Source organism: Flavilitoribacter nigricans DSM 23189 = NBRC 102662, assembly GCF_002646595.1.
Classification (GTDB): Bacteria; Bacteroidota; Bacteroidia; order Chitinophagales; family Saprospiraceae; genus Flavilitoribacter; species Flavilitoribacter nigricans.
The window spans coordinates 1-12,442 of record NZ_PDUD01000048.1; the positions used below are offsets into that span (position 1 = coordinate 1).

The following is a 12,442-nucleotide window of genomic DNA, read 5'->3' on the forward strand; positions in this document are numbered from 1 at the left end:
CCCGTTTGGCCTTATATTGTGATGTACTCATTTCGGATTGTTTTATGATTCAGCACCACAAAATTCTCCGTTTTGAGTACATCTTGTATTATTTACGAGTAGGTTTTAAAACAGTCTCTTAGGGCTCTTTGAACAAATACAAAATAGCCGTTTTTATTTACAATTAAAGAACCCCTATCAACGATTTAAATCCTCAATGTGGGTTTTCCATTTTTCGATTCTACAGCATATACATTTAAGGTATCTACTATACAAAAAGGACCTGCTTCCTAAAAAACTGGTCCACTTTTTAAAAGAAGCAACCAAACAAAATATTTTGGAATCGGACGGTGGTTCATGGCGCTTTCGCCATCGTATTATACAAGATCATTTGGCCAAGCATTGGGTAGTAGAGTATTCAACAAGAGAAGAAGAAGCCGTTCAGGAGATATAAACCATTTTATGATAATTCACCTAATACCCCCAATCATTATGCACTCATACACTATAGTTTAAAGCTTGTTTAGTGATGTCGGGTAAAATATGGCCTCTCGAGTAAGAAGTTGAATGCTATAGACTAAAGAATCTACTCTATCGACCAGAATATCTACTCATATTCGTGGTTTGCTCGGCATAAAGTGAAAATTCTGTACAGCTTCATTATTGTTTGGTTTTTCACTTTTATTAAAAAGCTTCAATTAACGATACCGAATAGTAATTGCCTGCAATGCTTTTTCCCTATTGAAAGAACACAAGAAGGGAAAAAAGCGTATAATCGAGAAAAAAAATCCGGATGTTGACAAGAACGGAATTTACGCTCATTGGGGCCGGTATCATGAGTGCGACCCTGGGGGTGCTGCTGAAGCAATTGGTACCCAACGCCACCATCGTCATATTCGAACGGCTCGATCAGGTTGGTGCAGAGAGTTCCGATGCCTGGAATAATGCCGGCACCGGGCATTCGGCTTTTTGCGAGCTTAACTACACGCCCGAGCGCGAGGACGGCACCATTGATATTTCCAAAGCGCTGAAGATCAGTGAGGCCTTTGAAGTATCCAAACAATTGTGGGCTTATCTGAAGGAGAATGAGCTGGTCACTACGGGGTACCCTTTCATCAATGATATCGATCATATGAGCTTCGTATGGGGCCCGGAGAATATAACTTTTCTCAGGAAGCGCCACGAAGCGATGGTGCAGTACGAGATGTTCGCCGATATGCAATTCTCTACTTCCTTTTCGGAAATTGCCGAATGGGTCCCGCTGATGATGGACGGTCGCGATCCGGAAGAACAGGTCGCTGCCACACGCATGGCTATCGGCACGGACGTCAATTTTGGGGCCATCACCCGGGGCATGATCGACTATTTGCGCGGTTGTGACGGGGTGGAATTACACTTAGGACACGAGGTGGAAGACCTGACTCAGGAACGGCACGGCACCTGGAACGTGGCAGTAAAAGACCTGCATCAAAAGAAGAACAGGGCCGTCCATAGCCGGTTCGTATTCATCGGTGCCGGTGGCGGGGCTTTGCCGCTGCTGGATAAATCCGAAATTCGACAAGGTAAAGGATACGCAGGTTTCCCGATCAGTGGTCAGTTTTTGCGCTGCACCGATCCGGATGTGGTAGCCCGGCACGAAGCCAAGGTGTACGGTAAGGCAGCAGAAGGTTCACCACCCATGTCTGTACCGCACCTGGATACGCGTTTGTTGGACGGTGAACGCTCGCTACTGTTTGGCCCATATGCCGGTTTTTCCACTAAATTCCTGAAGAATGGTTCTTACTTCGATCTGCCGCTTTCTATAGAGATGCACAATGTATGGCCAATGTTATCGGCCGGTGTTAAGAATATTCCACTGACCAAATACCTGGTGGAGCAAGTTTTTCAATCTCAGGAAAATCGTTTCGAAGCCCTACAACAATTCTACCCCAAAGCACGCTTTGAAGACTGGAAACTGATCACTGCCGGCCAACGGGTGCAGATCATCAAACGCAATAGTAAAGGGGGCGGAGTACTGCAGTTCGGCACCGAGATCGTTAGCGGTTCTGATCGCACGATCGCAGCCTTGTTGGGGGCTTCGCCCGGAGCCTCTACTTCGGTTTCCATTATGCTGGATGTGCTGGCCATCTGTTTTCCGGACGAAATGAAATCAACTGTTTGGCAGGAGCGACTGATGAAAATGATCCCGAGTTATGGACAATCGCTGATCAATAACGGGGCGCTTTGCCGCCAGATGCGGGAGTATACGACGGAGGTACTTAAGCTAGCTTGAGGAGGTGTTTTCTTCATTGTAGGATACTTGTTTTAAGAGCCCCAATTAGTTGTAATTTTTAAGCCAATCTCTGTTAAAGTATACTAGCTACTTTTTCCTGTACTTTCTCAGCGGAAAGAGGTTTTCTCAAAAAATCAGAAGCGCCTACGGCTTCAGCTAGCCGATCAATGTCATCATAATTACCAGACATTAATATGATAGGAAGCCCTTTAAATTTATCCTTTATTCGAATAATTTGAGTCAGGTAATCACCATCTACATCAGGAAGTAAAGTATTGATCAGAAGCAAGTCAGGAAGGACAGGACTGCGCTTTAAGTAGTTTAAGACTTCTCTGCCGCACCGTTTAAGGATAATCTCAATGTGGGTGTGCTGTTGAAGCGTTCTGGACAGAAGTTGGGTAGTCTTTTGATCTATATCACAAACAAGGAGTTTCTTTTTCATGATAATGGGATTTTTGACGCCTACATGGATAAATAAAAAGTTCAATAAAGTCAAGCTTTAAAGAAATGTTCTAGCGGATTTTCCGAGGAAAAAACAGGGAAAAGGCTTTAAGATAGTTACCAATTGCTTTCTTACTCCGATGGGTGTCATGCTGGCGCTCGATAAGGTTCCGGTAAACGTGAAACAGGATATTTTGGGCCACCAATTCCCGGAAAGTACTCAGATCTATATGCAGGTTTTAGGCGATGATCGGCGGCAGCTAATCTCCAATGTCTGGTAGTTTGGACAGGTGGATTTTTCCTTTTGGACCAACGAAAAAAGAAAACATTTATTCTTTGATATTTTGTAGCTTTGAAAAGCTTTTAATGCCTGCATTTTCTATATTTAAGCACATCGTTCTACCGTCGGAAAATTGCCTACTAGGACAACAAATTTAAGGACATTATTATGATAACTCTTCGTATCGAACATAAAGTGTCGGACTATGATGGGTGGAAAAAAGCATTTGACAATGATCCCATCAACCGCAAAAAATCTGGTGTGAAGCGGTATCGAATTTACCGTCCAACAGACGATGAAAATTATGTAATAATTGAACTCGATTTTGACAATATAGAACAAGCACATTCGACGCAGATTGCCCTGCATAAATTGTTTGGAATGATTGAAGGTAAGTTGGTTTTTGGTGGTAAGACCAAAATTCTGACTATGATAGAAATAACTGAATCATAAAAAGTGATGTTGAACATTAAATCTACCGTTCGCTTTATCAATATCACGCTTGCTGCTTTACTGGCAGGAACAAGCTTTGGTATATGGGTTGGATTCAATCCGAAAAATTACACTGCTTCGACCTATCTGGAGCAACAGCAGCATCTTGTTCAGTCGCTAAACACATTGATGGTTTCCATGGTAATCTTGGTAACACTTGTATCCATAGTGTCGGCTTATCAACAGAGGCAGAACAAACCTGTATTTATCACCTTACTGTTTGCAGCAGCATTTTTTGCATCGTGCATTTTCATTTCCCGATTCGGCAATCTTCCTATCCAGACTGAAATGCTAACATGGACACTGGAATCTCTTCCTGAAAATTGGATGGATCTTCGCGATAAATGGTGGAACTTGCACATTATCCGGACAATTGCCGAACTCGTGGGACTAAGTCTAGTTGTTTTGACGAATGTAAGTAATCAGACCACAAGGTTAGAAGAGATGTAGAACGTCTAATCCCTATTTTAATATATGTTCCGTTTTCTCCAACGGATCGCGAAACGGTTGGAGAGAACAGGAACTGATCATTCACAACGCGGAGGCAGGGATCATGATGGTGCGGGCCCGCGGCCGATAGCATGAACGATGAGCTAAATTCTGCACGATGTTGCAGGCTATTGTGCAGGCTCACCTCTGGAAGCAACTCGACAGTTTGTTTGAAAACATATTCTACTTAACATAAACTTAATTATAGGCTAATTAAAATCAATTGAAAATCAGGGCATTATATCTAATTATAGGCATCCGTCTAAGGTTGGACAGCGGCAAAAAATGGTTTTAGCAAAAAATGCTAAATTGTGACAATCCAAAATTCGACCCGTGTTAAAGCAACTATGGTTACGGTTGAGTGCTCACCGCAAAAAGCATCCGAAACAGAGTATCCGACAAATGAGCCGCCAAACGGCTATACCTAAAAGCAGCGTTCATTACCATTTACATCGTGAAAATCAACGCCATCAATTTCCGGAATCTGTATTCTGGGACAGTGAGGCCGGTCAAAATTTTCTCAAACGACTCATCACCAGTGCTATTTATACCTTTGGAGTTAAAGGGGGTGTCGGTGCTGGACGTATTGAAGAATTCATGAGGAAGCTACGGATCCAAACCCATGTCGGGATATCAGAGAGTTCAATTTATCGGCAAATGAAAGCAATTGAACTATCAATTTTGAAATATAAGGAATTACGCGAACTAGATTTGGCAGACCAAGCCACTAATCAATTGGAGCACCTGGAAGTAGTTCTTGGATTAGATGAAACTTGGCTAGATACCATGCTTTTGGTTTGCCAGGAATTGAGTAGTGGTTACCTTTTTTTGAAGTCCCAAAAGATAAACGAGATACAAAAAGCTGGTGGGATCAACTCCAGAAAAGCTTAGCAAAATATAACTGTAGCGTCAAATTGCTGGTCAGTGACAGAGCCACTGCCTTGGTGCAATTGGGGGATGAGGATTATTTTGGTCCTAACTCTACAAAAGGATAAAATGTCCCACTTTTCCTGTTCTGCTCATGCGCTTCAGATTTAATGTTCTAAATTTTGCTATTTAAGACCATCCTTTAAAAAAGGAACCATACTTGCCCAAACCGCTTCAAAGTTTTCCATGAAAACAACATGGCCTGTGTTTGGAATAATGCTCAGCTGGCTATTCGGTATCATGTTGTATGCATTAATGACGGTTGGTAATGGTGCGTTGCGGTCGAGTTCTCCTGACATAAGCAAAACTGGACATTTAATCGACATAAACAACGCTTTGCCTGCTACCATTGTATTGTAAAAGTCGGCCATAGCCAACCAGAATTCTTCAATCCTTCCGGGTTCCGGCATCAGGGCCAACTTTTGTCTCCAGAACTCACTTTCTAGGTTTACTGTCTCTTTAGTTAATGGCACTACTTTGCGCAAACCGGGTTTTTGCTCACCGGCGCCAATAGCAATTAGCTTTTTTACCCGCTCGGGATACATACTGGCCACTTTGTAACCGGTATAGGCTCCGTCGCTAAACCCCAATATGATAACACTGTCTTGTGTTACTGCATTAACTACCTCCATCACATCATTTGCTTTTAGCTCATAAGTAATAGGGGCTGTGCCAATTTCAGATTTACCATGTCCACGGGTAGCCATGGCGATGACCTGGTAATTGGGCTTCAGGTTTTCAATGAATTCAGCCATTTCACCAATCGATCCCATTAATCCGCCATGTAGCAATATGATGGGCTGCCCGCTACCATAAAGCTCGTAGTAAATTTTGGCATCACCGGCTTGTACATATTGCCCGGCCTCCTGATTTACCCCATAGACAATTTTATTTCCTTCATTGGACGCTTGAGAATTCCTTCCCGGATTGTTTTGAGCATGAACATTAGAGAAAGCCAAGATAATGGATAGCACTAAAAATAATTTTGACCACATGTTTTCTACTTATAGATTGTTAAAACAATTTTTCCTGCGGCGGCTTGACTCCGGCCAAACGAAGATAGACCGTCGTTTGGCCCCTGTGGTGCGTTTGATGCTCAAAGCATTTAGCTAAGGCTGTTCCTTTGCTCATCTCAAACCGACCGAATAGTTGCACGCTTTCATTCAATTGATCAGCCGTCATTTTCCGAATGTTATCAATAACGAAATCATAGCCCGCCATGACCAATTTCGTCACGTTTTCCTTTGATTTATCAGCTGTATTTTCGGACTCACCGCGGCCAATTGGGTTTTCGACACCGGTTGCCGCTGAAGCAAAACCATAGTTGGCATCTGTTAAATGCAACATTTGCTCGGCAAAGGAGCGCATTTCAGGTGTTGGTTTTAATCCATAACTCGATTCAGGCATGGCATCAAGGTATTCTTTGGTGTAGGCTTTAGCGCGTTCCCAGTCTTTGACGATATCATTCACGGGATCTTGCAGGGAGGTTACCTTTAAATCTTTAAAATAGCCGATGGTGCCCATATCCACATATAAGCCGATACCGCCATGTGAACTGGTGCTCAGCATGGAGTCCACAACAAAAGTGGAATATTTGGCGTCATTGACGAACATCTCCGCCTTTTTGCCATTTACTTCGATGCGCATGGTTATCCACTCATGAATGTCCACCGGAGCGGAGGTTTCATACTTTCCGGGGTGTGCTTTCCGCAAGGTCTCGAACTTATAATCCGGGTAGGCATAATATTGAACTGTATGGTTCCTCGATCGCTGGTTGTCGGAACGCCCGACCTTGGGCCGCAAATAAATGGACTCATAGGCTTTTTCATTTTCACCAACCCTGAATGCAACGCCAATAAAGCCTTGTGCATGCTGATAATCCTGGGGCATCGGGTCTTGCAGTTGGCTATACATTTTTACTTCAATAGTACCGTTTTCAAAATCCAAATCGGCCAATCTGGCAAATGTCGGCTCATCAACCGTAGCCTCCAACCTGGCTTCATCAAAAGGGATGGCATTCAGATCCCGCTCTATTTTCAGGACTTTTTCACCCTGAAATTCTATGATGGAACCGGTAACGTTTTTCAATTCAAACTCTTGCTCACCCAACTTGAGTTTTTGTCCGTAAGTGTTATCAATCGTCAGGCTTAATAGAATGAGGATAATCAGGATATTTTTCATTTTTTACGATTTAGTTTTGTTAAACATGTATCGGGCAATTTTCCAATCACCATCCATTTTTTCAAAAACAAATAATTCTCTATTCTCTTCCGGTACTGTTTCGCCCGTTGCCTGAATCAAGGTTGTACCTTTTGAGCTGGACGTAACATAGGCAAAATCTTCCTCGACCAGAATTTCATCGATATAGAATTCAATATTTAACTGTATTTGAGAAAAAATGAACTCGTAAGATTTCAGAATGTTATCTGCCCCAATGGCAGAAGGAGCTCCTGATGGCATGAATATGCCGTCTTTTGCATAAAGACTTTGCGCTAATTTCGCATCGGAAGTATTGAGGGATTTTTTGTAGTCTTCCAATAGGTTTCCGATTCTTTCTTTTTCCAATTTAACCATAACATCTTTGTTTTCGGATTGATTCGGATCTTGATTGCAAGAAGCCAGTAACAGCATGGCAAATGCAACGGTCAATAATCGTTTCATTCTACAATGATTTGATTTGATGATGAATTACATCACAAAGATGAGGTGCTTTGATAGCTTGCACCAATAAGGTAGTTTAAGAAAGAATCTTAAGGTAGTTTAAGATTTTGCTAGTCTTTTTCGAATGGTACTCAGGAATTCGGGTGTTATTCCAAGGTAAGACGCAATTTGTACATTTGAAATGCGATTGAACAAGAAGGGATAGCGATCCATAAAATCTAGATATCGCTCCTCTGCAGTGGAGCTGATATTTTGCATGACTCTTCTTTGACAGGCTATTAATGCGTTTTCAGATAAAACTCTGAAAATTCGATTGAACTTGGGGTAGTTTACAAACAAATTGAACTGGTCTTCTCTGTTGATTTGAAGAATCATAGAATTCTCCATGGCTTCAATATTCAACCGACTCGGCTCATCAGAATAGAAACTATTCATATCAATCACCCACCAATTTTCTATTGCAAACTGTAGATTGTGCTCTTTACCATTTTCATCTACCATATACATTCTTAGGCAACCTTCCACGACGAATGAGTTATGTTTGCAAATATCTCCTTCCTGAAGAAGGAACTGCCTTCTTCTTACTTTTTTTTCCTTAACCACAGTTTTCAGAAAGACTATTTCCTTTTCATTTAAAGGTAAATGTTTTGAAAGATAGGATATAAGTGGCTCAATCTTCATTTTTCTGATTTTGATCTACAACTATTGGCGCAAAGGCTTCTATTTTAAGTAGTTTCTATTTTCATTTGCTTTTGCTGAATTGACCATTTTGTCGAACCATTTACCCAGTTATCTTTCTAAACTCTCTATCCGTGTCAATGGCGGCAGTTTTTGTATAAATCTGTGTAGTACCAGGTAAATCATGGCCTAGAAATACCTGTAAATGATCTTTGCTCATTCCATTTTCTGCTAAAAAGGTAGCCCTGGTATGACGTAGCGTATGAGGCGTCACTTCTATCGAACTAATATCCGCAGACTCGGCGATCTCTTTTACAATTTGCTGGATTCTGCGATTAGTAAACCTGGTTCCTCTCTGCGTTCTAAAAATCGGCCCTGTTTTTCTTTCTTTCAGATGGGTTGATAACAGGCGGGTTAAATGTTCCTCCATGGGTACCTCCCGCCTCTTATTACCTTTCCCGGAACGAATAATTATTCTCAATTCCCCAAAATAAATATCATCAGCGTTTAAGCTGGTGAATTCATCTACTCTCGCCGCTGTTTCAAATAAGGTTTGCATCATCAGACCAGTCTGCGACGATTTTTCATAGGCTGCATTGATGAAGTTCTGATATTCCTTTCTAGACAGACGCTTTACCGTTCCTCTGTTTTTCTTCTCCGGTTTTAGTTCCAGCTTTTTTCTTACCTCCTTAAAAATGTATTGCGATTGACTATAAGTGATATTCTCTTTGGCGAAATTTTTCGCAATGAGATTAATGATATGCTTAAAACCTGGTGTATCCACAATTTCGCATTCTATTTTTGAGTAGCGAAAAGGTAGTATTTTTCAGTCGAAACTGGAAGTGCTTTTCTAAAAAAAGTAGCTAGTCATTTCGCACTCTGTCTCTTATACGAAATCCGAATCGTGGCTTTTTAGTTTGGCTACCTTGAACTTGAGCCACTGTTTTTTAATTCAAAATACCGCTCTATGCCTAAGATGACCATCTTGAACGAACGGGAAATCAAAAAATATGATGAGCCTCCATACTTTCAAAGCCAGGATAGAAAGCAGTTTTTGACGCTGCCCACCAAACTCCAGGAACAGCTATCATCCTTTCATACCACTACCAATAAGGTCTGCTTTCATCTTTCTTTTGCTTATTTCAAGGCCTGTGGCCGGTTCTTTACTCCGGCTCGGTTTCGGACAAGAGAGATAGAATTCGTTTGCAGGCGATTAGGCATCTTCGCTTTTGCGGTTGAAAGATCTGATTACAACCGGGAGACCTTCGGTCGGCATAAACGATTAATTTTGGCGTATTTTAATTATCAATCATTCGATTCCAACACTCATTCGCTAATGCTGAAGAAGTCGGCAAACGCCATGATCCGGTCTCAGTTTCGACCAAAACTGATCTTCAATTTCATGGTAGATTTGCTGCGGCAAAAGCGAATTGAACTACCTCCATATAATACCCTACAAACCATTATCGTAGATGCTATCGGGGAATATGCCCGGTCTTTGATGGCCAATCTTGAACAGCATCTTCGCCTGGATCACAAAGCGGCAATGGATTTTTTGTTACAGAAACTTACGGACAGCGAGGCTTCAAACCATCCCTACCGAATAACCTGGTTAAAATACTTCAATCCCAAAGACAGCCTCAAAGGAATCAAGGCCAATGTCGAAAAACTACGATCGTTGCAGGAGATTTTCAGGGTGATTCAACCCTTAATTGGTGCTTTGGATCTTAACCCGGACGCCATCAGATATTATGGAGAGTTGGTTAAACATTATCAAATCCAGCAGATCACCCGTCGCTCAGAATTATACAAATACCTTTATTTACTGGCTTTCACAGCATACCAATTGTACCAATTGGAAGACTGGTTGACTGATACATTGCTACTTGAAACCAGGAAAATTTTCAACCAGGCTCAGCACGAACACAAACAGAAACAATTTGAGTATCAGCAATTGAGTAAGCCCACTATCCGAAAAGTGGTAAGTAACTATTATGGGGTTTTGGAGCGGGAAGAAAAGGCGATAGCTATTCTTTGGTCGGAAGATACTTTGATCTCTGATGGGGTTAGAATACAACTTCTTCGACAGCTATATCCCAATCAAGTACAAGTATCTCAGGAAAAACAAACGATCAAAAGGTGGCATGAACAATATGAAACCAGTGAGGAAGACAGCTATTACAGCATATTGGAATCCGACTCCCTGACCTTGCAAAAACAAGTAGCTGGTATTGTTAAGTTGCTTCATTTCAATGGACAAACTTCAGATAAGAATATTATCGACGCCATTCAAGACTTCAGGATTAAGGATGGAGCGATAACAAAGTCCGTCCCCACTGATTTTTTGCCGGATAAAGAAAAGGCCATCATTTTTGACGACAAAGGAAAATTCCGAATTTCTTTATTCAAGGTTCTATTATTTACCTCCACCTGTCAGGCTATCAGGGATGGGAGTTTAAATCTGAAGTATTCTTACCGGTACAAGGCTTTCGATGAATATCTAATCAAGGATACGATTTGGAAACAGGACTGGATACAACTATTGGAACAAGCAGATTTATCCCATCTAAACTCAATTGATGATTTACTTCGTTCGCTGAAAAAGAAGACCGAAGAAGCATACCACAGTACAAATCAGAGTATTTTACTTGGAGAGAACAAGTTCATGCGTTTTAGCGATAACGGAAAATTTAGCGTTACTACTCCAAAAGTAGAGGAAGCGGATACGGAAATACTTGATGATTTGTTTCCAAATGCGAAGATCATCCCATTGTCAGAAGTACTGGCCACGGTCAACTATGCGACCAGGTACTTGGATGATTTTATTCACTTTCAACCCAAGTATCAAAAAAAGCGGCCGGAGAATGCTTTGTTTTTTGCGGGAATTACGGCCTATGGATGTAACCTGGGAATTCCTACCATGACCAAGGTAGCAACACCCATGTCTGAAACCGAATTGGAAAATACGGTTAACTGGTATTTTGACCTTCCCAACATTGATAAAGCGAATGACGCCATTATAGATTTTATCGCCGAGATGGAATTACCGCAGCTTTACAAACAATATAAGGATCAGTTGCATACTTCGAGCGATGGACAAAAGTTCAACGTAAAGGGCAACTCCATACACTCCACTTATTCCTACAAATATTTCGGAAAAGGCAGAGGCGTTACGGCCTACTCTTATGTAGATGAACGGTTCCTGCAATTCTACTCCACGGTCATTAATGCTTCGGAAAGAGAAGCCACGTATGTCATTGACGGATTGTTGCACAATGAAGTTGTCCAATCCACTATTCATTCTACCGATACACACGGCTATACCGAAGCGGTATTTGCCCTGATGAACCTCTTAGGCTTTGAGTTCGCTCCGCGAATCGCCAAAATTTACAAGCAGCGGCTCTACTCCTTTACCAAGCGAGCAGACTATGCCAAAGAAGGCTACAAAATATTGCCGGATGGTTACATCAATACGGAACTCATAGCGGAAAACTGGGACAACATCTTACGACTAATCACCTCTATCAAACTCAAAGAATGTTCTGCTTCTCAAATTTTTAAGCGATTAAATTCCTATTCCAGGCAGCACCCGGTTTATCAGGCATTAAAAGAATACGGCAAGATCATCAAAACGCTTTTCATCCTGAAATACATTGATGATGTGGAGCTGCGCCGTTCCATCAGGAAGCAACTTAACAAGATTGAACACTCTAACCGCTTCTCCGCGGCTATCTGCTTTGCCAATAACGGCGAGTTGATTTTTTTAACCCGTCAAGAGCAATTGGTGGCAGAATCCTGCAAGCGACTGATTAAAAACGCTATCATCTGCTGGAATTATCTGTACCTCACCCACTGCATTCAGCAAGCGAATACTGAAAGGAGGAAAAAAGAGATTGTTGAGACCGTTAAATCCGGTTCAGCAATGACTTGGAAGCATATTTACTTCCACGGATTGTACGATTTTTCGGACGAAAAGCTGGTAGATTCCTTCAATTTGACGGCTTCCCAAAATTACCGCCTGGATTTGGATTCCTTTTTGGGATAGCGGCAACTATTTGTTATGTATTAGCAATCAGTTAACTCTGAAAATAAAAGTGGGACATTTTATCCTTTTGTAGAGCTATGACCCTCAAAGGCCGCTACTTCTTTTTTTTCTTGATATTTGATGACCAAAAAGTTATCAGAAAGTTGTTGAAATTGAGTCGCACACATGGCTAGTAATT

General features: G+C 41.7%; 11 protein-coding genes. 5 read left to right on the plus strand and 6 right to left on the minus strand.

The features are described from left to right. Window positions 1–772 precede the first annotated feature (772 nt). Window positions 773–2,251, plus strand: a complete 1,479-nt coding sequence (gene mqo / locus CRP01_RS34795; protein WP_099154705.1) for a malate dehydrogenase (quinone) — start codon at window positions 773–775, stop codon at window positions 2,249–2,251. A 73-nt stretch (window positions 2,252–2,324) separates the two neighbouring features. Here mqo and CRP01_RS34800 read toward each other — a convergent pair whose 3' ends face one another. Then, window positions 2,325–2,693, minus strand: coding sequence for a response regulator (locus tag CRP01_RS34800; protein ID WP_143473672.1), 369 nt, complete (start codon window positions 2,691–2,693; stop codon window positions 2,325–2,327). Window positions 2,694–3,140: 447 nt separating this feature from the next. On the opposite strand from CRP01_RS34800, the gene CRP01_RS34805 reads away from it, so the two are divergent. From CRP01_RS34805 to CRP01_RS34815, 3 genes are all read left to right on the plus strand, one after another. Then, complete coding sequence (locus CRP01_RS34805) at window positions 3,141–3,425, plus strand: hypothetical protein (RefSeq protein ID WP_099154707.1); 285 nt, start codon at window positions 3,141–3,143, stop codon at window positions 3,423–3,425. A gap of 6 nt (window positions 3,426–3,431) precedes the next feature. Continuing rightward, window positions 3,432–3,914: a DUF1772 domain-containing protein gene (locus CRP01_RS34810; protein ID WP_099154708.1), complete on the plus strand. Its 483-nt coding sequence runs from the start codon at window positions 3,432–3,434 to the stop codon at window positions 3,912–3,914. 372 nt (window positions 3,915–4,286) lie between these two features. Then, a complete protein-coding gene (locus CRP01_RS34815) occupies window positions 4,287–4,844 on the plus strand; it encodes a hypothetical protein (protein WP_143473673.1) in 558 nt (185 codons plus the stop codon). A 161-nt stretch (window positions 4,845–5,005) separates the two neighbouring features. On the opposite strand, the gene CRP01_RS34820 is transcribed toward CRP01_RS34815, so the two are convergent. From CRP01_RS34820 to CRP01_RS34840, 5 genes are all read right to left on the minus strand, one after another. Continuing rightward, on the minus strand, window positions 5,006–5,875 hold the full coding sequence (locus tag CRP01_RS34820; protein WP_099154710.1) for an alpha/beta fold hydrolase: 870 nt from the start codon (window positions 5,873–5,875) through the stop codon (window positions 5,006–5,008). 19 nt (window positions 5,876–5,894) lie between these two features. After that, window positions 5,895–7,061 carry a DinB family protein gene (locus tag CRP01_RS42565; RefSeq protein WP_170110672.1) on the minus strand — a complete coding sequence of 389 codons (1,167 nt, stop codon included), beginning with the start codon at window positions 7,059–7,061 and terminating at the stop codon, window positions 5,895–5,897. A 3-nt stretch (window positions 7,062–7,064) separates the two neighbouring features. Beyond that, window positions 7,065–7,541, minus strand: a complete 477-nt coding sequence (locus tag CRP01_RS34830; RefSeq protein ID WP_099154711.1) for a YybH family protein — start codon at window positions 7,539–7,541, stop codon at window positions 7,065–7,067. Between the two features lie 99 nt (window positions 7,542–7,640). After that, a complete protein-coding gene (locus CRP01_RS34835; protein WP_099154712.1) occupies window positions 7,641–8,222 on the minus strand; it encodes a Crp/Fnr family transcriptional regulator in 582 nt (193 codons plus the stop codon). 100 nt (window positions 8,223–8,322) lie between these two features. After that, on the minus strand, window positions 8,323–9,003 hold the full coding sequence (locus CRP01_RS34840; RefSeq protein WP_170110673.1) for a tyrosine-type recombinase/integrase: 681 nt from the start codon (window positions 9,001–9,003) through the stop codon (window positions 8,323–8,325). Window positions 9,004–9,186: 183 nt separating this feature from the next. Here CRP01_RS34840 and CRP01_RS34845 point away from each other — a divergent pair, with 183 nt between their 5' ends. Beyond that, on the plus strand, window positions 9,187–12,264 hold the full coding sequence (locus CRP01_RS34845; protein WP_099154714.1) for a Tn3 family transposase: 3,078 nt from the start codon (window positions 9,187–9,189) through the stop codon (window positions 12,262–12,264). Window positions 12,265–12,442: the final 178 nt, after the last annotated feature.

Coding starts and splice junctions, on each gene's coding strand:
- CRP01_RS34845 (WP_099154714.1), top strand. CDS start 9,187: ATGCCTAAGATGACCATCTTGAACGAACGGGAAATCAAAAAATATGAT.
- mqo (WP_099154705.1), top strand. CDS start 773: ATGTTGACAAGAACGGAATTTACGCTCATTGGGGCCGGTATCATGAGT.
- CRP01_RS34830 (WP_099154711.1), bottom strand. CDS start 7,541: ATGAAACGATTATTGACCGTTGCATTTGCCATGCTGTTACTGGCTTCT.
- CRP01_RS34835 (WP_099154712.1), bottom strand. CDS start 8,222: ATGAAGATTGAGCCACTTATATCCTATCTTTCAAAACATTTACCTTTA.
- CRP01_RS42565 (WP_170110672.1), bottom strand. CDS start 7,061: ATGAAAAATATCCTGATTATCCTCATTCTATTAAGCCTGACGATTGAT.
- CRP01_RS34820 (WP_099154710.1), bottom strand. CDS start 5,875: ATGTGGTCAAAATTATTTTTAGTGCTATCCATTATCTTGGCTTTCTCT.
- CRP01_RS34810 (WP_099154708.1), top strand. CDS start 3,432: ATGTTGAACATTAAATCTACCGTTCGCTTTATCAATATCACGCTTGCT.
- CRP01_RS34800 (WP_143473672.1), bottom strand. CDS start 2,693: ATGAAAAAGAAACTCCTTGTTTGTGATATAGATCAAAAGACTACCCAA.
- CRP01_RS34805 (WP_099154707.1), top strand. CDS start 3,141: ATGATAACTCTTCGTATCGAACATAAAGTGTCGGACTATGATGGGTGG.